Below are 23,804 nucleotides of genomic sequence, written 5' to 3' on the forward strand. Positions count from 1 at the left end.
GAGCGTTACTATGTTTTGGAAAAGCCTGGCTTTTGAATGGCGCTATTTCCTGCGTCAGCCGTCATTTACGGTAACCGCTCTGGTGTTCTTTTTACTGCCTTTTATGGCAACTACTACCGACAGCGTGCGCATTGGTGGTGGCGGTAATGTGTTGTATAACGGCAGCTATGCAATCGCTCAAACCGTATTGGTGATGGGCGTTTTCGCGCTCTTCTTACTGGTTAACTTTATTGCGGGGACGGCAACCCGTAACCACACTACTAAAATGAGTGAGCTGGTTTATACCCGCCCGGTAAATCCGGCCAAATACCAGTTGGGCCGCTTCCTGGGCTCAACACTGGTAACGCTAACGGTATTTGCGGCAGTGCCGCTTGGTGTACTGATTGGCTCATTAATGCCATGGGTCGATCCTGAGCGCATTGGTGCTACGCAGCTGAGTTTCTACTTAGCGCCCTTTTTCTACATTATTGTGCCGGGCTTTTTATCCCTCGGGATGATTTTCTTTGCTCTGGCGCAGCGCGTACGCTCGATGATGGCAGCCTACCTCACGGCATTGGGTATCTTTATTGTGTACGTGGTGGGTGGCGTAATCACCAGCGAGCCCGAGTATCGGGAGATTGCGGCGTTGCTCGACCCCTTTGCACTGCGTACCTTTGGGGAAATCAGCCGTTACTGGACCGTGTTTGATAAAAACGTAACCGCCATCACCCTGGATGGCGTATTACTGCAGAATCGCCTTATCTGGCTGGGCATTGGTGCGGTTATTCTGCTTGCCTTTGGTGGTATCTTTTCCTTCAAGTGGCAACAGGGCAGTAAAAAAGTTAAACCTTCCAAGGCATCCAGAGTGCCAGCGCCAGAAGGTAACCGCATTAGCTTTAAAGCCAGTGGCGGTTATCAATGGAGCAAATTTGTCACCAACCTTGGGTTCGAAATGCGCCAGGTGCTGTTGAGCCCGGCGATGATTGTGTTGGTGCTGTTCAGTATCTTTAACCTGACTTCGCTTTACGCGGTGGCCTATGGTGGTCTGTATGGCACGGATAACTGGCCACTCACGCAGAACATGACCCAGGCCATTGTGGATAATTTTGGTCTCACCATGATGATTGTAGTGATTTATTACAGTGGTGAGATTGTCTGGCGCGAGCGTGGCAGCGGCATGGGCGACATTATCGAGTCTACCCCGGTATTTAATGCGGTATTCTGGGTCTCCAAGTTGTTTTCTATGTGGGCTGTGCTGGCTGTTCTGTATGTTATCGGCATGCTGTTTACCATTTTCTTCCAGCTAACCAAAGGCTATACCAACCTGGAGTTGGGGTTGTATATCACCGAGCTGTTTTATGTTGAGCTGTTACCCTGGATGTGGGTTACCGTGCTGGCATTCTTTATTCAGGTACTGAGCCCGAATAAGTACATGGGTATGTTGATCACTTCCGCTTACCTTATTTCAACCCTGGTGATGAGTCAGTTAGGTGTAGAACACAATATGTGGACGTTCGGTAACGCACCGCAGGTATTGTATTCCGATCTCAATGGTTACGGCTGGTTCTTAACCGGATTTAACTGGTACATGTTGTACTGGGGCGCGCTGAGTCTGGCATTGTCTGTGATTGGCTATGGGCTTTGGCAGCGCGGTCCGGAAAGCAAGCTTAAAGACCGTTTCAAGCTGCTCGGTTATCAGATGGGCAACACCGGTAAAGGTCTGCTGGCCGCCAGCCTGATAGTGTTTATTGCCACAGGTGGGTATATTCACTACAACACCAAAGTGCTGAATGAGTTTACTGGCCGCGATGAAGGGCTTGATCGTCAGGCGGAATATGAGCGTCAGTTCGTGCAATACGAAGACGCTAATATTCCGATTGTTACCAAAGCCAATGCTTTGGTGGATATTTATCCTGAAGAGCGACGCATAGAAGCCACCGCCGAGGTAGTCGTTGAGAACAAACGGGATACACCGATTACCCGGGCGCTGGTGTCTGTTCCACGTCATACACCGGATTGGCATATTGACATCCCAGGTGCCAAAGTGGTGGAAATCATCGACGAGTTTAACTCTGCCTGGCTGGAGTTTGATGAACCGATGATGCCTGGCGATGAACTGGCTGGCAGTGTTTCGGTAGTGCGCGACCATTCGGGCTTTAAAGATCGCGGATTCGATCTGATGGTGGCAGAAAACGGCACTTTCATTAATAACTATGAGCTGTTCCCGATATTCGGCTTCCGTGGCGACCTGTTGATTAGCGATCGGCATGAGCGCCGTAAGCGGGATCTCCCTGAGCGTCCGCGCGCAAATAAACTGGAAGATGCCAGCAAGTACGCGCAAAGCTTCTTTGGCCCGGGCGTCGGGTTCATAGAGTTTGAAACCACGATTTCAACGTCTGCCGATCAAATTGCCATTGCGCCGGGATACCTGCAAAAAGAATGGACCGAGAACGACCGCCGTTACTTCCATTACAAAATGGATGCGCCGATGGTGGCTTTTTATTCCTTCCTGTCTGCCCGCCACGAGGTCAAGCGTGACGAGCATAACGGCGTGAATATTGAAGTGTATTACGATCCAAAACATGCCTGGAACGTGGATATCATGATCCAGAGTGTGAAGGACTCACTGGATTACTTTGAAGCCGAGTTTGGCCCTTATCAGCATAAACAGATGCGCATTATTGAATTTCCAGGTTATCGCTCATTTGCGCAGAGTTTTGCCAATACGGTGCCTTATTCTGAGGTGATTGGCTTTACTGCCGATTTGCGTAACAGTGAAGACATTGATTATGTTTATTATGTTACCGCCCACGAAGTGGCTCACCAGTGGTGGGGGCATCAGCTTGGCGCTGCCGATGTGCAGGGCAGTGCAATCCTGTCGGAAAGTCTGTCTCAGTATAGTGCCATTATGGTGCTGCAGAAGCGCTATGGCGAAAACATGATCCGTAAGTTCCTGACCTATGAACTGGACCGCTACTTACGTGGCCGCAGTAGCGAGCTGCTAGAGGAAATGCCGTTTATGCGCAGTGAAAACCAGCAGTATATTCACTACCGTAAAGGCTCTGTGGTAATGATGTCGATTCTCGACCGGTTAGGCGAAGAACGACTCAATGCGGCGCTTGAACAGTTAATGTCAGACTTCCGCTTTAAGTCAGATCCCTACCCGACTACGTTGGATTTACAGGCTGCGCTGAACGCGCAGGCCACACCGGAAGAGCAGGCGTTTATTGCCGATATCTTCGAGCAAATCACTTTGTATGACTTGAAAGTGGACGAAGTAGAAACGGTGCCGTTAGAAGAGGGCTATGAGGTGACCATTACCGTGAGTGGCGCAAAATATGCCGCTGACGGCCAGGGCATGGAAACCGAACAGCCACTTGAGGAGTGGGTGGATATTGGCGTGTTTAACAGTGATCCGTCGATACTCACCGATGACAGCCAGGTGCTCTACAAAGCCAAACACAAAATTGTCAGCGGCGAAAATACCATCACCGTCACTGTGGCTGAAAAGCCGCTGTATGTGGGTGTTGACCCGTTTGTTAAACTGATCGACCGTGACAGCGGGGATAATGTGAAACGGCTTTAACTGCGAGTGCCGGCTCGGATGAGCCGGTTACCGCCGTTATTTAAGACCCGCCAGTGTCAGGCGGGTCTTTTTATATTCCGGCCAGTCAAAGTTATTTAAAAACTCCAGCGAAGCGGCCAGACCGCGTTTGAACAGGTCGAGTTTCGCTTCATTCGACAACTCAAAATCCAGCCAGTGATGCTCACCGGTATCGATGCTTTTTACCAGCTTTTTGTAGTCGGGGTTTTTACGGATAAACTCTTCATCCGCGTCGTGGCGCATAGCGCCGATCAATGAACCCAGGTAGGGCTTAATACCATCAATGTTTCCTGCAACATACTCTTCAATGCCAAGCTTGGCACCAAACGTCGGCATTTTAGGGACCGAATGGGTGGTATGGAAAAGGTTGATAGGAAAGTTAGAAATTAATCCGCCGTCAACAAACACCGCAGTGTCGGGCATAGATTTCTTTTTATAACCCAGCGCCTGCCAGGCATCGGTTACCGATTGCGTTTTGGGTACCGGTACCTTAAACGGATAAAAGAAAACCGGTACTGACATGGATGCCCGGGCAAAGTCGGCGGGGTTGGCCTGATCCAGATCGGTATAAAACAGCTTTCCATCCCGCTCGGGAAGCACAATCTTGGTGGTACTGGAGAGTTCAGCGGTAACGACTTTTAATTCTACCTGCCAATTTTGCGGGTCAAATGGGGCCGGGTCCGGAACCTCAATGTTGTTAGGTAATGACACCGGGTCAAAGCGCAGGCCCGGTATCTGGGTATTCATTTGTTGCTTTAAGGCCTGCCATGAATCACTGTGATTTTCGGCCAGAATATCTTTAAGCCATTGGTGAAAAGTGGTGCCGGGGTTAAGACCAAGGTGTTTTAGTAAAGAGCGCAGGATAGCGAGCGAAACAGAATACTTCCACAACCAGTGTTTACCGGCCAGCCAGGCCTCTGTTGCCAGGCGGCTCAGTTTGTTGCCATCCTGAAAGCTGGCCATGGGCATATTGGCCACAGCGGCAATCATCTTTTCGCTTTTTGCGTCAAATGGCGTGCCGAGCGCCTTCACCAGCAAGGCATTAATGGCACCTGCTGAAGTGCCGGCCACCGAGCGAAAACGTATACCGGCTGCCTCCAGGCCGTAGGTATAGCCAACCAGTGACAAACCCAACACGCCGCCACCTTCCATCACCAGGTCGATATACTGGTGACCCGCTTCATCGACGATATCGGACACGCGCTTGGTGCGCAGTTGCTGGAGTTGATTGACCAGTGATTGCACTTCACTGTCTGCGGTAAAGTAATCAGGTTGAAGCTGGCTCATTGTCGGCATCCTTTGCAAAGACTGCCGTCAGGGTAGCGTCGTATGATTAAAAAGTGAACAGTTTTTAAGCCATTCCTCTGCTGCAACGTTAACGAGGCTTTTGCGCAGCACTGTCTTCTGTCACTGCTGTCTGGGTTTCTATCGCCCGTTTTGCTTCCCGCCATTCGGCTAGCTTTTCGTAATAATAGTCCCATACACAAGGACAACAGGCACCGCCGCCACAGCAGTCACTGGGTAAAGGTTTCTCTGGTTCGGGGGGAATTGTGTTCATAAAGCCTCCGTAATGCCCAGTATGTCGTTACTTAGTTGCACTTACAAATAATCCAAAATGATATCCTCCATAACCCATTTTCCATAAATTTAATAGCCGTTCGCATCATTCTAATGGCTCGTTTTACTTTGCTTATTTATCATTAGTAATTGATTTTTATTGTTATTTTGTTTTTAGGTTACCAGAGTTATGGAGTTTCATGATATTGACATGAAGATTGAATTAGGGTGCCATGTTAATTAAATGTTGACTTATGTTAATAGGCTAACAAGACCTTCACCAAACTAAGAGGTATGCAGCGATGGCCAGGGTAATCTCACAGCCACTGTCTGGTAAATTTAATCACTGGTTTAAGGAAAAGCTCCGTGACCCCAATATGTACTGCGCACTGTGTGGTGTGGCAGCCCTGGCTATCATAGAGCTGGCAGTATTTGGTGGCTGATTGCCTGCTATGGTTTACCAGTTAATCAGCCGGTTGTAATCCAGATAGCCAAATTCGAGTGGATAAGTGTGGCGATACCACTGATGAATGATATCGCTGACTTGCCAAAAATTAGCGGCGGTGCGTCTTACGCCGAAGGCTTCGTATAATCGTTGTAGGTCGGCTGCGTTTTGCAAGCCGGCGATCTGCTCACTAAAGGCCGGTAATTGTTCCGTGGCCAGATGGAAAATGGCGTTAGGGTGTGATGTGGCAAAACCGTAAGCCAAGGTCAGCGTATCTTCTTGTGGCAGGCGTCTGGCATCTTCTGCAATAATATGCGAGATATTGGTATAGGCGTTATTGCTCAGCAAGGTATAAACATGCTTCACCGCGCCGTTTTCATCTTCTATCAGCACGATGCTGCTCTGAGGCAACAGCGAGGCCGCAATGCCGCTGGTAGAGGTAATATGTTCCAGTGCGGTTAAGCTGGTATTGTCGGTGAAGCCGTTAGAAAGTTCATGGCGCGGGCTCAGCACATCAGCCAGATGTTGCTTAACCTGTTGGTATAATTCATTGAGAGGGTCGTCGGTGTCGAATGTCATGGCCGTTTCACCATTTAACTGATGGCCATCGGCAACATATTTCTCCACCGGACTGACCACACCACGATACCATTTATCCCACACCTTCTGGCGGGTTTGCGCCGGCAACAACGCCAGAAAATTAAACTCTCCTTCCATTCTAAGGAAGTCCATATAGATACGGCTGTTCAACTGGTGGCCGACATTTCCATAGACATCGTAGCCTGCGACCAGTAAGTAGTGAATTCGCTCAAACAACGGGTAGGTAATAATCCATGCCGTTTGTGGGCGCTCACCTATAAAGCCTTTTACCACCGTGGCAGCATCGTAATGGCGTAAAATAGTCAGGCCGGCATTGTCATTTTCGCCGTCGCCCTGCCAGATAATGTCCAAATCGAGTGGCACTTTGTTTTGAGCATGTTGGATAATATACTGGCTACGCGCCTCCAGATATTCCCGCTCTTGTTTGGCGTATTTTATCCAGTTGGTAGGCATGGCGTTAGATTGGGCTTCGGCGGGCATGCTGATGGTATTGCGCGCATCGCGCAAAAAGGCATCCTGGTGTTCCAGAATGTTACTGGACGGGTTTAAGAACATTACCCAGAAATGGTCATTGATGACATTGAGGGCTATTTGACCGCGACAAACCGGCCCCTTAATAAATTGCATAATGGTGTACTGGGCTTCATCAATCATAAACCGGTAGCGAGACGATACCGGAATTTGTGCAAAAGCCACAAAGGGATTAGAGGCGACTTCCGGCGTATAGCCGGGTAATTCCGAAACCTCATATTCGGGCTCAATAAACCAGCTCTTCCACTTGTCCATGCGCGCCTCATCCAGCCTGATCGGCATATGTAACTTACTGACAATGGTGTTTTTGACCGGCATAAAGCGGTAGTAAACCCGTTGATTATCGCTGTTGTCCTGATTACTAAAGGGCGGACTGAAAGGGCGCCGGGTTGCCAGCGGGGTAAAAGGTTCGCCCGGTGGTGTTAATGCCCGTTGCAACGAATAAAACCGGGTGTTGCCCTGTTTATCCTCAAAGTAAATATGGGCAATAAACAGGTGTTCATATAAATAACGGGCAACCAGCCTGTGCTTTAACGAGTCCTGGTTCAAAAAGGCTTCCCACTTTGCAATGCCCTGTTGATCACCGACAGGTATGGGGGCTGATTCAGAGGCCGGTGCGCCTGCCTGCAGCCAGGCCATAATTTGCTCATGCTCCTGCTGAGCAATGGCCGGTAAACCGTAGGGCATGCCCCACTGCGGATGATCCTTCTGATAAGCGGGGAATTCACCAATGGTCGGGCATTGCATCTCGCGGTTAATATCAAACTCAAAGTTATCGCCAAGGGGGGCGCCGGTGTTGGTGGGATGAGATTGCTTGAGCGCCAGCATGGAGGCCAGCACGCTGTTATCCAACTGGTTGTTATATTCGCTGACTTCATCGAGTACCGGATAAAAGTCTTTGCCACGCCATTCGCCCGGGCTTTGCGCATCAATAAATAGGCGGCTGGGACTATCGGCCAGCAGACGGTCACCATGATATACAGGTGCTTTATTGGCGCCGCGGGTAATACCCTCGTAGCTGCCGAGTTTTAACTGGCAGGGTGCATCGTAGCAGGCGTGACACACCACACAACGTTTGTCGAGAATAGGCTGTACAGTCTGACTAAAGGTATTGTCCGGATCAGTGGGGGGAGTATCGTAGGGGGAGGTTACACTTTCCTGTTCGATGATGGCCGGGGTGCAGCCAATGGCGCAGGCTAACAGCAACAGGCAGGTGATTTTTATTAGTTTTGACATGCAACCTATCTCACTACGAATTCGCTACCTCACAGATAATAACTGGTTTTGGGTCATTATACCCGTGCAACCTGAACCTGCTTTATTAAGGCTGAGTTCAGATGCGTTTTCTTACACTTTTTCGATTGAATTGTGACAAGCCGGGCTTTACGCTGCTGGCATTAAAATCTGCCATATTGCCTTAACAGTTTGAGCAGTATAATCAGGCTTTGCACCCTATTCTTGTGTACGTTTTTAAGGATACGAAAATGACAATGAACGTTTTTGGCAAGTCATCGGCTGTCGTTATGATGGCTGCCGTTATGTTGCTTTCTGGTTGTGCCACGCAGCAGTCCTCACGGGTGATTGATTCGCCGAAGGTAGAATCTTATAACACCGCTTATAACGGGGTAAAAAGCAAAGTGGTTGTGGGTAAGTTCGTTAACCGGTCAAGCTTTCAGAACGGCATTTTTTCAAATGGTACCGACCGTCTCGGCTCCCAGGCCAAAACGATATTAATCAGCCACCTTCAGCAAACTAATCGTTTCTCGGTACTCGACAGAGACAATATGCAAATGCTGTCTGAAGAAACCGGCTACGCCGGTAAAGAGCAATCAATTGCTGGCGGACGCTATCTGATTACCGGCGATGTGACGGAGTTTGGCCGTAAAACCGAAGGTGACCGACAGTTGTTTGGCCTGTTAGGCAAAGGCAAATCACAAATTGCTTACTCCCGTATAACGCTCAATATTGTTGATACCCAGACTACTGAGGTAGTGTATTCGGTTAGCGGTGCAGGGGAATACAGCCTGTCTGAACGCGAAGTGGTTGGCTTTGGCAGTACCGCCGGTTACGACGCAACCCTTAATGGCAAGGTATTGGAACTGTCTATTCGCGAAGCCATCAATAATCTGGTAAAAGGTATCGAAAGCGGCCAGTTCCAGCCTCAGGAGTAGTTGCCGGATGATACGGGTAGGGTTGGCAGTTATTGCCCTTATTGGGCTGGCCGGATGCCAGTCTTCGGCGAAACCGATGTACTATTATGGTGGTTACCAAACCGCGGTTTATCATTATTTTAAAAACGATCAGACCACCATTGATGAGCAAATCAATGCGCTGGAAATTATCATCGAGAAGGCCGCTAATTCCGGGCTTAGGGTGGCGCCGGGCGTGCACGCCCACCTTGGGATGCTGTATTTTGAGCAAGGCGACGGGGTAAATGGAGCGATGCACTTTGCTACAGAAAAGCAGCTGTTTCCTGAGTCTTCCGGCTACATTGATTTTCTGTTGGCTAACCAGAGGGGCGTACAGTGATGCTCCGCTTACTTTTAACGGTTGTGGCTGCTGTTACGCTGCTTAGCGGTTGTCAGACAACGCCCAAAGCCAGCTATGATTACACCGCTTTTCGTGCTGCTGAACCGGCTTCAATACTGGTGATGCCGCCGATTAACCACACACCTGAGGTGATGGCACCTTACGGGATGATGGCGCAAATCGTCAGGCCCATTGCTGAGGCCGGTTACTATGTGTTTCCGGTAGCGGTAGTTAATCAAACGTTTATTGCCAATGGCATGACAGTTGCCGAAGACGCACAGGCCATTAGTTACCAAAAACTGCATGAGATATTCGGTGCCGATGCTGCCTTGTATATTACTGTTCGTGACTACGGCACTTCCTATGCGGTGCTGGCCAGCGATACCACCGTATCGGCAGAGGCCAGACTGGTGGACTTACAAACCGGCCAGCTGTTGTGGCAGGGTGCTGCAAGTGCTTCCAGTGGTGAAAGCCGTGGCGCAAACAGTAACGGCCTGCTTGGCATGCTGGTTGAGGCGGCGCTAACCCAGATCATCGAAACCGTTACCGACCGCGGCTTTGACGTGGCGGGGATTACAGCGGCTCGGTTGCTATCAACCAAAGCACGCAATGGATTGCTGCCCGGCCCGCGTTCGGATAAAGCCAAACAAACCGAGCCGTAGGCATCTTACTTTGATAAACATGGTCTCAAACCCTCAGGGGCCCTGTTTTTCTGCTTATTTGTTGTCAGCGTTGTTAATGGAAATTGCTTCACAGGCGAGTAATTCAACCAAATATTCTGCAAAACTCTGCCTCATTACATCAATCTGCCAGATTACCTCCAGTACTATAAATCTAAGCTCGCCATGGCTTGGCCTATGGCATTAAATAAAAAGTACAGAGGGTGGAAACATGATTAAAAAATTGGGAATAATGAGTGCATTACTGGTGACGTGTTGTTCAGTTTATGCCCACGGTATTTACTTTGCTGAACGCGTGCAAAAAACGGCCCTGGTATATGGGGTTGGCGCCGATGATCTGAGAATCGTTAAGAGGTTGCCTAAGATCACTACGTTTAAAGCATTCAACGAGCAATGGCAGGAAGTCGATGCAGAATTAAAAGTGTATGACCCCATGGTCTTCGTGGAAGGTAAGCATGATGCGCTGGCTGCTGTAATGAACAACGGTGTCTGGAGTAATACCGGCGAAGGGCATTGGATTGGCAAGGGACGCGATGAGGTGCCTGATGCCATATTAAGTGAAGAAACCATCAAATATGCTGTTTTCCTGCGCGGACCGCTGCGTAAAATTCCAAAGCTGGATAGCCAGGTGCTGCAAATTGTGCCTGTGGGTGATAGTTTTCCGCTGTTGCTGGGTGAAATGCAAACTTACCAGGTTTTGCATAAAGGTAAGCCAGTTGCCGGCGCCATGGTAAAAGCCGACTTTATTAACGACACCGATGCCGAAGCTACGGTCTCTGATAACAATGGTATGGTTACCCTGCCGGTAAGAAATCAGGGCTTAAATGTTGTAGTAGCTACTTTTGATGCGCCTACAGACCGTCCGAAAATCATCGATAAATATGAATTACTGGCGACCCTGTCGTTCATTTTGCCCCATGAGCCAGAGTGATAACAAAACGTTAAGTTAAAACAATAATAAGACCAGGCTGGCCAGGCCAGCCAACGAGCTGTAAAAAGGTGAAAACATGAGTGTTGAGGCACAAACACCCACCGCGGTGATAAAAAAACGGGTTGCATCCATTGATATCCTGCGTGGATTAGTGATGTTGTTTATGTTGGTTGATCATGTGCGGGAGCGATTCTTCTTCCATCAGAATGTGAGTGATCCGATGGATCTGGAAACGACCAGTCCGGAACTATTTTTTACCCGCACAACGGCTCACTTCTGTGCACCGGTGTTTGTGTTTTTAACCGGGCTGTCAGCCTGGCTATATTCTCATCCACACAATAAAGCGCCTCGCTCGGCAACGCCGTTTTTGTTTAAGCGGGGTCTTTTTATTGTGTTTGTAGAGATCGCCATCATCAACTGGTTATGGTTTGGGACGTATGACAAGTTATATCTGCAGGTCATGTGGGCGATTGGCATTAGCATGATTGCATTGTCAGTGTTACATAAACTGCCTTACAAAGCGGTTTTTGCTTTAGGTTTACTGATTGTCTGTGGCCATAATCTGCTTAGCCCAATCAGCTTTGCGCCAGGTGAAAGTGGCTTCACTCTGTGGGCGATTTTACATGACCGGGGCATTATTTTTGATTCCGGTGCGTTCCAAATCAAAGCTTCTTATCCGGTATTGCCCTGGATTGGCGTTATCTTACTGGGCTACTGCATGGGACCTCTTTATTCTCGCGCTGTAGATGGTGCTAAACGTCAATCCACGCTGGTTAAACTAGCCTTGGGGATGTGGGGTTTATTGCTTATTTTGCGTGGCTTTAATATCTATGGTGAGGTGTTGCCCTGGGAAGTGCAGCAGGATGCCGTTCACACGGTAATGTCATTTATTAATTATACCAAGTACCCGCCTTCCATGAGTATAAGAAATATTAACGCTATGTACTACCCACTGTGTCAGCTGTATTTAAGGCCAGTTGCACGTGTGTCAAATGGGTACTTTTCAGGAATCAGTGAAGTAGTTGTCATCAAGATAGACGCAATATAACTGGTCTTTGGTACTGAAATCCGCAATGAGATATGTGAAAGCCCTTACCTCAACATGTTGCATGTTCAAGTGATGGTCTGTTTTTTGTGCTTCATGCGCCAAAATCGAAGTCGCGTTGAATGATGTAGTCACTGAATGAGGCTGTGGCTGGTGGAGCTCGAAGTGGCGGCATTAGAGAATCGTTTTTTGCTTCAAGAAGAGTCTGCTTGTCAAGGTGCGCCAAAATCTTATGGATAACAGCCGGATCCGTAATACAAGTAATAATTTTGACGTTGGTTTTTTCACAAGCCTCACAGACTGTGATGTCAATATTGAATACTCTTTTTAACCTTTGTGCCCACGACATGCTTCGCGCATGGTATGGTTTATCTGAATCTTTCAGATGCTCTGCTAAGCGAGGGCTATTCTTACCGCGTTGTGAAGCCGTTACCTCGGCACGCACCTTAGCATTGGGAGCAGTAAAGATACAGATGATCGTTTGGGGGCTCTCTATTATTCACGCCCTGAAGAGATGTGTGCACGAGCCTTTGAGGCCTATATTGAGGATTCAGTACCAAGGAATAAATTTTTAGTTCGAGGCTCTCTCCTCTCGGATGAAGCTCAGCTCGGGCTTTACCCGAAGGGGGATCAGCGACTTATTATTAATGAAATGTTTAGCCAATACTTTGGTGTCCTTGGCGCCGCTCTTCAACGTGAACATGTGACATAAAAAACCTAGTAGTTGGAATGTCCAACTACTAGGGGTCAGTTCAGCCAGCTTTTTTAAGCAGCTTTTTACTTTTTAGACAGAATGCAAAGTAGGGTAGTCGACGTAACCCTCAGGACCTGATGTATAGAAAGTATCTTGATCCGGTGTATTCAACTCGGCACCTTTATGAGTACGTTCTACAAAATCTGGGTTCGCAAGGATCGGCGTACCGAAAGCAACCGTATCAGTGTCTTTGCTTTCAATGGCAGCACTGGCTTCTTCTGCAGAATATCCCATATTGACCATTAAATGGCCTTTGTAATTTTCTCGTGCAACACGAACCACATCCGCTTGTTGCACACCCAAGAAATCTGCACGCATCAGATGCAAGTACGCCAGATTATATTGGCTCAGGTGCTTCGCTAGAAACTCTGTCAAACCAACAGGGTCACTGTCTTTCATGCTTTGAAAGCTATTAAGTGGTGATAAGCGTAAGCCGACACGTCCTGCACCAAATACACCAATAACAGCTTCAATGACTTCGGTTAAAAAGCGGGCTCGGTTTTCCATAGAGCCGCCGTATTCGTCAGTGCGCTGGTTAGAGCTATTACGAAGGAACTGGTCAATTAAGTAGCCATTGGCACCATGAATTTCAACGCCATCAAAGCCAGCAGCCTTGGCATTCTCAGCACCTTTACGGAAATCCTCAACGATCGCCGCGATACCTTCTGTTGTTAATGCTTCTGGTGTAGCATGCGGAACCTTGCCTTCAGGTGTATGAATCTCGCCATCAATTGCAATAGCGCTGGAAGATACAGAAGGCTTACCGTTGTTTAAGGCTGGATGTGCAGCTCGGCCTGGATGCCATATTTGCATGAAAATCTTACCACCCGCTGCGTGTACCGCGTCTGTGGTTAGCTTCCAGCCATCAACTTGCTCAGTGCTGTAAATGCCTGGGTCATTACCGAATGCAGAAGTACCTTCGGTAACCATTGTACATTCTGTGATCAACAAACCGGCAGAAGCGCGCTGAGCGTAATATTTAGCCATCAGCTCATTAGGTTGATGATTAATCGCTCGACAGCGTGTTAGCGGCGCCATGACAAAACGGTTTGGTAGTTCAAGTTCACCAAGACTGACTGGTGTAAACAAAGCTTCAGCTGAGTTAGACATTCTAAAATCCTTTGGAAGTTAATTTATCAATGACTACTAGATAGCACCGCAGTAACGTAATTCAACTCACTGCAAGATTTATCCTAAGTCTGTAGGTGAGTATAAGAAATATTAACGCTATGTACTACCCACTGTGTCAGCTGTATTTAAGGCCAGTTGCACGTGTGTCAAATGGGTACTTTTCAGGAATCAGTGAAGTAGTTGTCATCAAGATAGATGCAATATAACTGGTCTTTGGTACTGAAATCCGCAATGAGATATGTGAAAGCCCTTACCTCAACATGTTGCATGTTCAAGTGATGGTCTGTTTTTTGTGCTTCATGCGCCAAAATCGAAGTCGCGTTGAATGATGTAGTCACTGAATGAGGCTGTGGCTGGTGGAGCTCGAAGTGGCGGCATTAGAGAATCGTTTTTTGCTTCAAGAAGAGTCTGCTTGTCAAGGTGCGCCAAAATCTTATGGATAACAGCCGGATCCGTAATACAAGTAATAATTTTGACGTTGGTTTTTTCACAAGCCTCACAGACTGTGATGTCAATATTGAATACTCTTTTTAACCTTTGTGCCCACGACATGCTTCGCGCATGGTATGGTTTATCTGAATCTTTCAGATGCTCTGCTAAGCGAGGGCTATTCTTACCGCGTTGTGAAGCCGTTACCTCGGCACGCACCTTAGCATTGGGAGCAAACACGCCATAAAACCTCGTAAGGTTTAGCCTCGGCACTGGCACCAGTGCCGCGAGCTTGCCTATGAAATCCAAGGGAGTAAAAAAGACATGTGTGGTACCGTCTTGATAGGGAGTTTTCAGTTGATATCTTACTTTTCCTGAATCGGTTAGACTCAATCGTTGCTCGCTTAACGCTGGCCTTGAGATATATCTGCATAGCCTTTCCAGTTTGTCAGTTTGATGGCTGTCTGCAAACACCCCAGCGTGTAAGCTAAAACCGTTTATTTGAGCTAATTGACCGTAATGTTGTTCGTCTTTGGCAGGTAAGGTTTGCAAGGCAAAGACTTTTTTGCCTGTATCTGGTCCTACAGCAATGCGGTAATTGACAGAGGCTGCTTGCAAGGGCAGTAAACTATCTTCGTCATCCATGGGTAAATCGAGAAATGTGTTGTCCATATCCCGTTGAACGAGCCCGGCCTTCTCCAAGTAGGTCGCGATGCGATGGCTAATGACATTCACGAGGGTTTCCATATCATTGTGGTTTGATTATAAGAAATATTAACGCTATGTACTACCCACTGTGTCAGCTGTATTTAAGGCCAGTTGCACGTGTGTCAAATGGGTACTTTTCAGGAATCAGTGAAGTAGTTGTCATCAAGATAGACGCAATATAACTGGTCTTTGGTACTGAAATCCGCAATGAGATATGTGAAAGCCCTTACCTCAACATGTTGCATGTTCAAGTGATGGTCTGTTTTTTGTGCTTCATGCGCCAAAATCGAAGTCGCGTTGAATGATGTAGTCACTGAATGAGGCTGTGGCTGGTGGAGCTCGAAGTGGCGGCATTAGAGAATCGTTTTTTGCTTCAAGAAGAGTCTGCTTGTCAAGGTGCGCCAAAATCTTATGGATAACAGCCGGATCCGTAATACAAGTAATAATTTTGACGTTGGTTTTTTCACAAGCCTCACAGACTGTGATGTCAATATTGAATACTCTTTTTAACCTTTGTGCCCACGACATGCTTCGCGCATGGTATGGTTTATCTGAATCTTTCAGATGCTCTGCTAAGCGAGGGCTATTCTTACCGCGTTGTGAAGCCGTTACCTCGGCACGCACCTTAGCATTGGGAGCAAACACGCCATAAAACCTCGTAAGGTTTAGCCTCGGCACTGGCACCAGTGCCGCGAGCTTGCCTATGAAATCCAAGGGAGTAAAAAAGACATGTGTGGTACCGTCTTGATAGGGAGTTTTCAGTTGATATCTTACTTTTCCTGAATCGGTTAGACTCAATCGTTGCTCGCTTAACGCTGGCCTTGAGATATATCTGCATAGCCTTTCCAGTTTGTCAGTTTGATGGCTGTCTGCAAACACCCCAGCGTGTAAGCTAAAACCGTTTATTTGAGCTAATTGACCGTAATGTTGTTCGTCTTTGGCAGGTAAGGTTTGCAAGGCAAAGACTTTTTTGCCTGTATCTGGTCCTACAGCAATGCGGTAATTGACAGAGGCTGCTTGCAAGGGCAGTAAACTATCTTCGTCATCCATGGGTAAATCGAGAAATGTGTTGTCCATATCCCGTTGAACGAGCCCGGCCTTCTCCAAGTAGGTCGCGATGCGATGGCTAATGACATTCACGAGGGTTTCCATATCATTGTGGTTTGGTGCTTTAACGCACTTGAATTTGGACTGTCCACACTCCTGAGTGATAACGCCTTCCAAAAAGAGCATGTGAAAGTGAATATTGAGATTCAGTGCACTACCAAATCGCTGAATGTAAGTCACCGCTCCTGTGTTTGCTTGCTTCTTAAGATACCCAGCCCGATGCACAATATCGCAAGAAATAGCACGATGAATGATTTGCATGATTTTACTTAAGTGTTTGGGATACCTAGCTAGAAGTAGACGAAGCGGGATGGGTAAACTCAATACCCATTGGCGTACAGGGTAACCGTGAAGAACATCTTCAACTAACAACTTGGCACTTTCTGCCATCCTTCTTGCACCGCAACTTGGGCAAAATCCCCTGCGTTTGCAGCTGAACGCCAGCAGTTTCTCATGCTTGCAGTCGTCACAAACTACACGCAAAAAACCATGCTCAAGCCGACCACACCTAAGAAACTCTTCAAACTCTTTTACCACATGAAGTGGTAACGACTTCCCTTTTTGTGAAAGCTGCTTCTGAAATTCTGGGTAGTGGCGTTCGACCAATTGATACAGTAACGTCTGCTCTGGACGATGTCGTTTATAGGTATGAGAGTGAGTTACTAGCAATGGCGCCTTTATCTTGAATTGGCATCACAGTGTGTATATGATTTTAATGTAAATCTACTGATCAATAGGGTGGGAAATTTATAGTCTCAAGGTCCGAAAAACGTACAAAGCTGTCCTTAGACCGTAATCCAGCTAACGTCCGCGGCTGTTTAGATTATCAGTTATCTGCCCTCCATTCAGATCCACCTTGATGTCCTACTCTCGGGCAGATATCAGATAATCTTCGGTGGACGAAACCGCGGGATGTTACCCCTGTGGTTTGGCTATGGGGATTTCGATGGTGGATATGAGTCTGCTGTAGAGGATGATCGCCAAGATCACGTGTTTCCAGTGGTGCTTTGTTTCTATTTGCATCTGATTTTCACGTTTTTATTCAGCTCGGTTGTCTCGTTCTATTCATTGTCATGGGGTTTATAGCGTTTCAGGTAAAGCATCATCCTCACCAGTAAAGGCGCTTTTTTTATCTCTTTAAGCACCCCGCCTATTTAGGGGGCGCTCTTGGTAAGTATGCAGGTAGCCTGAGCCCCGACACCTTCATCGGTGATTGACATTGCCTGCACACGAAGGGGGCTGAGTCTGCCTTCGATTCATTGGCAGGATTTTTGATTTCTGGTGGCGGTGCTACGTGCAAGGCTTGTCTGGCCATATTGAGTTTGGCTTTACTGGCCAGTAACCCATAATGCCGGATACGATGAAACCCGGTTGGCAAGACATGCAATAAAAATCGACGCATGAACTCGTCACACGTCAGTTGCATCGTCCGGTGCATGTTGTTTCCTTTGCGCCGGTAATCCTTATAGGTGAACGAGACATGTGTTTCATCAATGGATTGGAGTCGGCGATTCGCAATCGCTACACGATGCGTATAACGCGACAGGTACTTCAGCACCGCTTGTGGTCCTGCAAACGGCGGTTTGGCATACACCACCCATTCCATGGATTGTTGCTGTTTGCACCATGCCATAAAGTGCCCGGCGTGTTCAAAGCCACTGGTCTGCGTCAACTCCCCGAAGCACAGTAACTGCGTCGATTCGTATAACTCACGTACGCCTTGCATATACAAACGGCGGAACAAGCGTGATAACACTCTGACCGGCAAGAAGAAGCCCTTTTTACACGCTTTCCATTGCTTAGCCTTATCCAGCCCGCCACCGGGCACAATGCAATGCACATGAGGATGATGCATCATCGAGGAGCCCCACGTATGCAACACCATAGTGGTGCCAACCTCAGCGCCTAAGTGTCGCGTATCACCGGCAATGGTCAGTAGCGTTTGTGATGCGGCTTTAAACAACAACTGATACATCTGTGCTTTATTGTAAAAGGCCAGTTGTGCTACCTCACCAGGTAAGGTAAACACCACATGGTAGTACTCTACGGGTAACAACTGCTGCTCTCTGGCTGCAAACCAGCGTTTGGCGCTTGACCCCTGGCACTTCGGACAGTGACGATTACGGCAGGAGTTATATGCGATGGCATCGGTATGACAGTGTTCGCAGTGCAGGTGATGAGCACCTAATTGGGCACTTCGACAACGCTCAATGGCTGACATCACTTTCAGTTGCGCTAAGCTTAAATGCCTATGCTGAGCGCTTTTATACTGCGTACCAGACAGACGAAACACATCCGCCACCTCAAGCGGTGGCCGTGAACAACTCGACATAACGTCACGCTCACAATGCCAGTGTATCTAACGGACTCACCACCTCACGCAAGAGTTTACTGGCGACTTGTGCATACAGCGCAGTGGTTTCCAGTTTACTATGCCCCAACAGCGTTTGAATGATACGAATATCGACTTTATCTTCCAGTAAGTGCGTGGCGAAACTGTGCCGTAAGGTGTGCATGGAGACTTTTTTATTCAGTCCTGCATCCAGACACGCAGATTGGCAGGCCCGACTGAGTTGGCGGGTGCCAATAGGGTTTAACGGATTCTGCCCTGGGAACAACCACCCTCCCGGTAGCATTAGGTGATGCGCTTTGGCATGTTTGTACCATTGGCGAAGTGTACTCAACAGCATTGGCGATAACATTGCCATTCTGTCTTTCTTCCCTTTACCTTGCTCAACGCGCAATAGCATGCGAGAACTGTCGATATCCGTCACTTTCAACATCGCCACTTCGCCAATCCGCAACCCCGCCCCATAAGCGACCGAGAAGGCAGCTTTGTATTTGATGCTATGTGTGGCATCAATCAGTTGCTTGACTTCCTCTTTACTCAAGACCGTCGGCAACTTCCTTGGCACCGGCACGGTGCTGACTTTGAGCATCACATCAGGTCGATTCAAGGACTTATGGAATAAGAACGTTAAACCCGATAACGTGGCATTGATGGTGATGTTAGATGTACCTTGCTCGGCCAATGCGAGTTGGAATTGGCGCAATTCTTCAGCCGTGGCATCCTCTGGCGAGCGTTTCAAAAAGGTAGCGAGTTTCTTCACGCCTCTGATGTAGCCTATTTGCGTTTTAGGACTGAGCCTACGCATGGTCATATCTTCAATCATGCGTTGGCGTATGGGGTTGGATCCTTCAAAGTAACTCATGGTTTCACTCCTGAGTGAATTCAGGGCGACATTGCCCTTCCTTCAGCTTAGAAGCGGAGAACGAGATCAGAATATAATTAATGAGGTGGGGGCGGCACTACTACCGCGGAGCGGTTTAGTCCAGTGACCATTATCAGTTTAGAGCTATATCGCTCTCTGATATTGGCTATTCTGCTTGCAGAGATAGGCAGACATAAAAAAGCCAGCGCAGAAGCGCTGGCAACACTGATTATTGTAATTGTAAACAGTGCGGGAGTGGGTACTGCTATCCCTGCATTTGTTCCAGTTCTTTGCCTTTGGTTTCGTTGATAAACTTCACAACAAAGATAACCGAAAGGAACGCGAAGATGGCATAAATGCCATATGCGCCACCTAAACCAATACCGGCAAGCAGTATCGGGAAGGTAATGGTAATGATAAAGTTAGCAGTCCACTGCACCAAGCCACTCACTGCAAGGCCTGAACCACGGATTTGGTTGGGGAACATTTCGCCCAGCATAACCCACATTACCGGTCCCCAGGACATGTTAAAGAAGAACACGTAAAGGTTTGCCGCTACCAGAGCTGTTGTACCCCAGTCTCCGAGGATCAGCTTGCCGTCCGGTCCTTGAGAGGCGTTTAAGAACGCTACAACCATAATCCCAAGGGTGACTGTCATGCCGATGGAGCCCCACTTAAGCAGTGGCTTTCGGCCAATTTTGTCGATCACCAGCAAGGTAATAATACAGGCAGCAATACTAATAGCACCGCTCAGTACGTTTATTAACAAAGCATCTGATTCGGAAAATCCGACTGCCTGCCAAAGTACTGCGCCATAGTAAAATACCACGTTGATACCCACCAGTTGCTGAAACGCTGCCAGGCCTAAACCCACCCATACGATAGGGCGGACTTTGTTGTGCGTTTTATCAATCGCTAATTGGCCTACGTTTCCACAGTTGTGGGTAGAAGGTGAGCTTGTTGGTGGTTGCGATATTATTATCGAAATGTTCCAGCAAAATGAACTTCAACCTCTTATTAAAGAAACCGCTGCAAAGTACAAAGAAGCAGAATAAATGAAGTTCTAATTACTTGATTGAAAAGCCGGCTTTTAGTCGGCTTTTTTGGTTAAAACGCCCCGAAAATACCGCACATAAATTCCCGTAAAAACTATATAGACAGGTCACAAATACAAATCCTCTATGCAATGAAAAAATATTTTTATTTTATCGAAAAAGGTTTGTTTTTTAACATCTTGCGTTCTATAAAAAGTCAACTGACGACGTATCAGTCAGTGTTGAAGGTACAAAATAACAACCACTCTCAACCTATGTTTGGCACACAAAAAAACAAGCAAGGTAGAAGAGAAAATTCGGGAAACCACCATGAATACATCCTTGTCTTTATTGACCAAAAACGTGCGCGGCGTACTAGCTGCATCAGCTGCGTTTTCAGTAATGGCTACGGCACCAGTCTACGCGCAAGAAGCAGAAGACAGTGCTAAAGCTGAAGATTATGAGCAAATAGCGGTAGTAGGCTCTCGTGCAGCGCCTCGTTCAGTTGCTGATTCAGCAGTACCAATTGACATTATTTCAGACGAAGAGTTTAAGCAGCAGGGTGCCACTGATATGGTATCTATGATGCAAACCGTTGTTCCTTCGTTCAACGTTAACGACCAGCCAATCAACGATGCATCAACACTAGTTCGTCCAGCTAACCTTCGCGGTATGGCGTCGGACCACACGTTGGTATTGGTAAATGGTAAACGTCGCCACCGTTCTGCGGTAATTACATTCTTAGGTGGTGGTTTGTCTGATGGTGCTCAAGGCCCTGATATTTCAGTTATTCCAGCAGCAGCATTAAAGCAAGTAGAAGTACTACGTGACGGTGCAGCGGCTCAGTACGGTTCTGATGCTATCGCTGGTGTAATCAACTTCGTGCTAAATGATGCGTCTGAAGGCGGTTCATTTGAAGCTCGCTATGGCTCATATTACGAAGGCGACGGCGACATGATTCAGATGGCGGGTAACATTGGCCTACCACTATCTGACAAAGGTTTTGTTAATTTATCTGCGGAATACCGTACAGCAGACGATACGTCGCGTAGTGTTCAGCGTGCAGATGCTGCTGGTCTGATTGACGCGGGCAACACGTTTGTTGCTGACCCTGCGCAAATCTGGGGTTCTCCTGAAATCAAGCACGACATCAAGCTATTCGCTAACCTAGGGTTAGAGCTATCTAACACAGCGGAAGCTTACATGTTTGGTAACTTTGCCGAGCGTGAAGTTGAAGGTGGTTTCTATTTTCGTAACCCTCACAACCGTGGCGGTGTAAACGACGGTGGTACAAACGAAGCAGGCGAACAACTATTGCTTGTTGGCGACTTAACAGGCGATATGTCGGGTAACTGTCCAACAGATATCGTAGTAGGGGACAACGTTTTAGAAAACCCGCGTTACATTAACGAAGTTCAGAATAATCCTGACTGTTTCGCATTTAACGAAATTCTACCTGGCGGTTTCACACCACGTTTTGGTGGTACAGTAACTGACATGTCGTTGGTATTCGGTACACGAGGCGAGCTAGACAATGATATCACCTATGACGTGAGCTTAAACTTAGGCCAAAACGAAGTTGATTTTGCTATTAGCAACACTATCAACCCGTCGTTAGGTCCAGATACACCGTTTGAGTTCAGCCCTGGTCGATACACGCAATCTGAACAAACGCTTGATATTGATTTTACAAAACCGTTCGATATTGGTTTGTACGAACCGCTATTCGTTGCAACAGGTTTCCAGTATAGAAACGAAAGTTACGAAAGCTTTGCAGGCGATACTGCATCTTATGAAATAGGTCCGTTGGCGACACAAGGTTTTGGCATTGGCTCAAATGGTTTCCCTGGCTTAGCGGCCAATAGTCAAGGCCGTGTGTCGCGCAACAACATTGCGCTTTACATCGATGCAGAAGCCTATATCACTGAAAACTTCATGCTTGCTGGTGCATTGCGTTATGAAGATTTCTCTGACTTTGGTGACACCACAAAAGGTAAAATTGCATTCCGCTGGCAGGCCCTTGAAAACATCGCGTTCCGTGGTGCGTTCTCTACAGGCTTCAAAGCACCAACACTTGGCCAAAGCAACGTACGTAACGTTACTACAGCATTCGGTACTGGCGGCCAGTTGATTGACCGTGCAACGCTTCCTCCAACGGATCCCGTATCTCAACTTAAAGGTGGTGAGCAGTTAACACCTGAAGAGTCTGAGAGCATCACATTCGGTGTTGTTGCTGACTTCGATAATGGCCTGTTCATTACCGCTGACTACTACAACATTGAGCTAACTGACCGTATTAGTACAGCGTCGGGTATTGCTCTGACTGAAGAAGATATTGCAACGCTACTTGCTCAAGGTATCAGCGATGCATCTAGCTTCTCTGAAATCAGCTTCTTCACCAACGATTTTGACACTACAACCGAAGGTGTTGATGTTGTAGCAAACTATTCGATGGATATGATGGGCGGTGAAACCAAGTTCTCACTTGCATATAACTGGACATCGACAGAAGTTGACCGCGCGTCGGATAATATCTCTGACTTCCGTATTCGCATGCTAGAAGACAACCTTCCAGCAGTACGTTACAGTGCAACGGCCAACCACACTAATGGCGACTGGCGTTTCCTTGCGCGAATGAACTACTACGGTAGCATCTTCGAAGATCACCTAGATTCTGCATTGCCAATTGACAAAGTAGGTTCTGAAATTACGTTCGACTTTGAAGTGGCATATAACTTTACTGAAGAGTTCACAGTAACTGTAGGTGCGAAGAACGCGTTTGATGAATACCCTGACGAAAACAATACTGATGCAGGTGGTATCACCTATGCACAGATTGCCGGCTCAGCGTATCCGACAACATCACCTATCGGTATTAACGGTGGGTTCTATTACCTAAGAGGTGTTTACACTTTCTAAGTAATAGCAAGGGGGCTTAGGCCCCCTTATATATTTTCGGCCTATGTTTGCGTAATAGCCGCCGATAAAAACGTGAAAAAAAACCAAAACATGGCATTATGAATGCCGTTGTAAGCAAATCGAAACACAAACATTTTAAAATTATGACGAGAAAGTCGACAGTAGCTGAAACCTTTTTAAAATACCGCTCGAAATTAATGCGTGCGGTAGGTTCTATTGTTGGCGCCGACGACATTGAAGATATCGTTCAAGAAGCTTTCATAAAAAGCTACGAGGCCGAATTAAAACAAGAAATACAGTACGAGCGTACTTACATGCTCAAGACAGCGCGCAACTTGGCGCTGAATCATATTGCTAAACATCGTGACTGGTCACAATACCAATGAAACGGTTCTCACTGTTTACCACCAGCATCATACGAACATGAGACTGACGCATAATCGACTCTATTTTCGTCGCTGGAGTTCGAGCATCAATAACGTGTGGTAAGTGCTGCTTAAAGTCAGTGAAGACCGCCATAGCAGATGATTTTACAGTAATGGTGTTTTCAACAACCGGCCATGCCAATGTATCGATAGCTTCGGTTTTATATAGATTTAAGGCGTGCAT

General features: G+C 47.4%; 19 protein-coding genes and 3 pseudogenes. 11 read left to right on the forward strand and 11 right to left on the reverse strand.

Features of this window, described 5'->3' with window-relative positions:
• Window positions 1–10: 10 nt before the first annotated feature.
• Complete coding sequence (locus AC566Q_RS00730; protein WP_499612724.1) at window positions 11–3,565, forward strand: ABC transporter permease/M1 family aminopeptidase; 3,555 nt, start codon at window positions 11–13, stop codon at window positions 3,563–3,565.
• A gap of 36 nt (window positions 3,566–3,601) precedes the next feature.
• On the opposite strand, the gene AC566Q_RS00735 is transcribed toward AC566Q_RS00730, so the two are convergent.
• Together AC566Q_RS00735 and AC566Q_RS00740 are read right to left on the reverse strand one after the other, a co-directional pair.
• The gene (locus tag AC566Q_RS00735; protein ID WP_499612726.1) at window positions 3,602–4,870 is read right to left on the reverse strand and encodes a patatin-like phospholipase family protein; all 1,269 of its coding nucleotides are present in this window, start codon (window positions 4,868–4,870) and stop codon (window positions 3,602–3,604) included.
• An 88-nt stretch (window positions 4,871–4,958) separates the two neighbouring features.
• Complete coding sequence (locus AC566Q_RS00740; protein WP_499612727.1) at window positions 4,959–5,141, reverse strand: oxidoreductase-like domain-containing protein; 183 nt, start codon at window positions 5,139–5,141, stop codon at window positions 4,959–4,961.
• 301 nt (window positions 5,142–5,442) lie between these two features.
• On the opposite strand from AC566Q_RS00740, the gene AC566Q_RS00745 reads away from it, so the two are divergent.
• A complete protein-coding gene (locus AC566Q_RS00745) occupies window positions 5,443–5,583 on the forward strand; it encodes a hypothetical protein (RefSeq protein ID WP_499612729.1) in 141 nt (46 codons plus the stop codon).
• Window positions 5,584–5,597: 14 nt separating this feature from the next.
• Here the strand turns inward: AC566Q_RS00745 and AC566Q_RS00750 are convergent, their stop codons facing one another.
• Complete coding sequence (locus AC566Q_RS00750) at window positions 5,598–7,952, reverse strand: fatty acid cis/trans isomerase (RefSeq protein ID WP_499612731.1); 2,355 nt, start codon at window positions 7,950–7,952, stop codon at window positions 5,598–5,600.
• Between the two features lie 248 nt (window positions 7,953–8,200).
• On the opposite strand from AC566Q_RS00750, the gene AC566Q_RS00755 reads away from it, so the two are divergent.
• The 5 genes from AC566Q_RS00755 (at window position 8,201) to AC566Q_RS00775 (ending at window position 11,904) form a co-directional block, all read left to right on the forward strand.
• Window positions 8,201–8,887: a CsgG/HfaB family protein gene (locus AC566Q_RS00755; protein ID WP_499612732.1), complete on the forward strand. Its 687-nt coding sequence runs from the start codon at window positions 8,201–8,203 to the stop codon at window positions 8,885–8,887.
• A gap of 7 nt (window positions 8,888–8,894) precedes the next feature.
• Complete coding sequence (locus tag AC566Q_RS00760) at window positions 8,895–9,245, forward strand: DUF4810 domain-containing protein (RefSeq protein ID WP_499612734.1); 351 nt, start codon at window positions 8,895–8,897, stop codon at window positions 9,243–9,245.
• Window positions 9,245–9,907 (forward strand): DUF799 domain-containing protein, encoded by a 663-nt coding sequence (locus AC566Q_RS00765; protein ID WP_499612735.1) that lies wholly within the window; start codon window positions 9,245–9,247, stop codon window positions 9,905–9,907. The genes AC566Q_RS00760 and AC566Q_RS00765 overlap by 1 nt, the downstream gene beginning before the upstream one ends.
• Before the next feature lie 229 nt (window positions 9,908–10,136).
• Window positions 10,137–10,856: a DUF4198 domain-containing protein gene (locus tag AC566Q_RS00770; protein ID WP_499612737.1), complete on the forward strand. Its 720-nt coding sequence runs from the start codon at window positions 10,137–10,139 to the stop codon at window positions 10,854–10,856.
• A gap of 76 nt (window positions 10,857–10,932) precedes the next feature.
• Window positions 10,933–11,904 carry an acetyltransferase domain-containing protein gene (locus AC566Q_RS00775; RefSeq protein WP_499612739.1) on the forward strand — a complete coding sequence of 324 codons (972 nt, stop codon included), beginning with the start codon at window positions 10,933–10,935 and terminating at the stop codon, window positions 11,902–11,904.
• 91 nt (window positions 11,905–11,995) lie between these two features.
• Here AC566Q_RS00775 and AC566Q_RS00780 read toward each other — a convergent pair whose 3' ends face one another.
• Window positions 11,996–12,346 (reverse strand): hypothetical protein, encoded by a 351-nt coding sequence (locus tag AC566Q_RS00780; protein ID WP_499612741.1) that lies wholly within the window; start codon window positions 12,344–12,346, stop codon window positions 11,996–11,998.
• 36 nt (window positions 12,347–12,382) lie between these two features.
• Here AC566Q_RS00780 and AC566Q_RS00785 point away from each other — a divergent pair, with 36 nt between their 5' ends.
• Window positions 12,383–12,613 carry an LPD1 domain-containing protein gene (locus AC566Q_RS00785; protein ID WP_499612742.1) on the forward strand — a complete coding sequence of 77 codons (231 nt, stop codon included), beginning with the start codon at window positions 12,383–12,385 and terminating at the stop codon, window positions 12,611–12,613.
• Between the two features lie 72 nt (window positions 12,614–12,685).
• On the opposite strand, the gene AC566Q_RS00790 is transcribed toward AC566Q_RS00785, so the two are convergent.
• The 6 genes and pseudogenes from AC566Q_RS00790 to AC566Q_RS00815 form a co-directional block, all read right to left on the reverse strand.
• Window positions 12,686–13,765, reverse strand: coding sequence for an alkene reductase (locus AC566Q_RS00790; RefSeq protein ID WP_024024787.1), 1,080 nt, complete (start codon window positions 13,763–13,765; stop codon window positions 12,686–12,688).
• Window positions 13,766–14,083: 318 nt separating this feature from the next.
• Window positions 14,084–14,950 (reverse strand): transposase, encoded by an 867-nt coding sequence (locus AC566Q_RS00795; protein ID WP_499611482.1) that lies wholly within the window; start codon window positions 14,948–14,950, stop codon window positions 14,084–14,086.
• Window positions 14,951–15,196: 246 nt separating this feature from the next.
• Window positions 15,197–16,711, reverse strand: a complete 1,515-nt coding sequence (locus AC566Q_RS00800; protein WP_069945706.1) for a transposase — start codon at window positions 16,709–16,711, stop codon at window positions 15,197–15,199.
• A 469-nt stretch (window positions 16,712–17,180) separates the two neighbouring features.
• Window positions 17,181–18,362: an IS91 family transposase gene (locus AC566Q_RS00805; protein ID WP_241155730.1), complete on the reverse strand. Its 1,182-nt coding sequence runs from the start codon at window positions 18,360–18,362 to the stop codon at window positions 17,181–17,183.
• Window positions 18,363–18,372: 10 nt separating this feature from the next.
• Entirely contained in the window at window positions 18,373–19,242 is an 870-nt protein-coding gene (locus AC566Q_RS00810; protein ID WP_483414985.1) for a tyrosine-type recombinase/integrase, read from the reverse strand.
• Between the two features lie 265 nt (window positions 19,243–19,507).
• A pseudogene (locus tag AC566Q_RS00815) lies at window positions 19,508–20,155 on the reverse strand (MFS transporter); the annotation flags it as partial.
• Window position 20,156: 1 nt separating this feature from the next.
• On the opposite strand from AC566Q_RS00815, the pseudogene AC566Q_RS00820 reads away from it, so the two are divergent.
• The 3 genes and pseudogenes from AC566Q_RS00820 to AC566Q_RS00830 all read left to right on the forward strand — a co-directional run.
• Window positions 20,157–20,297: pseudogene (locus tag AC566Q_RS00820) on the forward strand (thioredoxin domain-containing protein); the annotation flags it as partial.
• 309 nt (window positions 20,298–20,606) lie between these two features.
• Window positions 20,607–23,195 carry a TonB-dependent receptor plug domain-containing protein gene (locus AC566Q_RS00825; RefSeq protein ID WP_202264406.1) on the forward strand — a complete coding sequence of 863 codons (2,589 nt, stop codon included), beginning with the start codon at window positions 20,607–20,609 and terminating at the stop codon, window positions 23,193–23,195.
• 143 nt (window positions 23,196–23,338) lie between these two features.
• Window positions 23,339–23,578, forward strand: a pseudogene (locus AC566Q_RS00830) (RNA polymerase sigma factor); the annotation flags it as partial.
• Here the strand turns inward: AC566Q_RS00830 and AC566Q_RS00835 are convergent.
• Window positions 23,550–23,804, reverse strand: coding sequence for a CBS domain-containing protein (locus AC566Q_RS00835; RefSeq protein WP_499612744.1), 255 nt, complete (start codon window positions 23,802–23,804; stop codon window positions 23,550–23,552). The pseudogene AC566Q_RS00830 and the gene AC566Q_RS00835 overlap by 29 nt on opposite strands.

It is taken from the genome of Alteromonas sp. H02, assembly GCF_059682525.1.

Bases quoted from the DNA above. Each gene is read 5' to 3' on its own strand.
- AC566Q_RS00730 (WP_499612724.1), top strand. From the start codon at position 11: ATGTTTTGGAAAAGCCTGGCTTTTGAATGGCGCTATTTCCTGCGTCAG.
- AC566Q_RS00735 (WP_499612726.1), bottom strand. From the start codon at position 4,870: ATGAGCCAGCTTCAACCTGATTACTTTACCGCAGACAGTGAAGTGCAA.
- AC566Q_RS00740 (WP_499612727.1), bottom strand. From the start codon at position 5,141: ATGAACACAATTCCCCCCGAACCAGAGAAACCTTTACCCAGTGACTGC.
- AC566Q_RS00745 (WP_499612729.1), top strand. From the start codon at position 5,443: ATGGCCAGGGTAATCTCACAGCCACTGTCTGGTAAATTTAATCACTGG.
- AC566Q_RS00750 (WP_499612731.1), bottom strand. From the start codon at position 7,952: ATGTCAAAACTAATAAAAATCACCTGCCTGTTGCTGTTAGCCTGCGCC.
- AC566Q_RS00755 (WP_499612732.1), top strand. From the start codon at position 8,201: ATGACAATGAACGTTTTTGGCAAGTCATCGGCTGTCGTTATGATGGCT.
- AC566Q_RS00760 (WP_499612734.1), top strand. From the start codon at position 8,895: ATGATACGGGTAGGGTTGGCAGTTATTGCCCTTATTGGGCTGGCCGGA.
- AC566Q_RS00765 (WP_499612735.1), top strand. From the start codon at position 9,245: ATGCTCCGCTTACTTTTAACGGTTGTGGCTGCTGTTACGCTGCTTAGC.
- AC566Q_RS00770 (WP_499612737.1), top strand. From the start codon at position 10,137: ATGATTAAAAAATTGGGAATAATGAGTGCATTACTGGTGACGTGTTGT.
- AC566Q_RS00775 (WP_499612739.1), top strand. From the start codon at position 10,933: ATGAGTGTTGAGGCACAAACACCCACCGCGGTGATAAAAAAACGGGTT.
- AC566Q_RS00790 (WP_024024787.1), bottom strand. From the start codon at position 13,765: ATGTCTAACTCAGCTGAAGCTTTGTTTACACCAGTCAGTCTTGGTGAA.
- AC566Q_RS00805 (WP_241155730.1), bottom strand. From the start codon at position 18,362: ATGTCGAGTTGTTCACGGCCACCGCTTGAGGTGGCGGATGTGTTTCGT.
- AC566Q_RS00810 (WP_483414985.1), bottom strand. From the start codon at position 19,242: ATGAGTTACTTTGAAGGATCCAACCCCATACGCCAACGCATGATTGAA.
- AC566Q_RS00825 (WP_202264406.1), top strand. From the start codon at position 20,607: ATGAATACATCCTTGTCTTTATTGACCAAAAACGTGCGCGGCGTACTA.
- AC566Q_RS00835 (WP_499612744.1), bottom strand. From the start codon at position 23,804: ATGCACGCCTTAAATCTATATAAAACCGAAGCTATCGATACATTGGCA.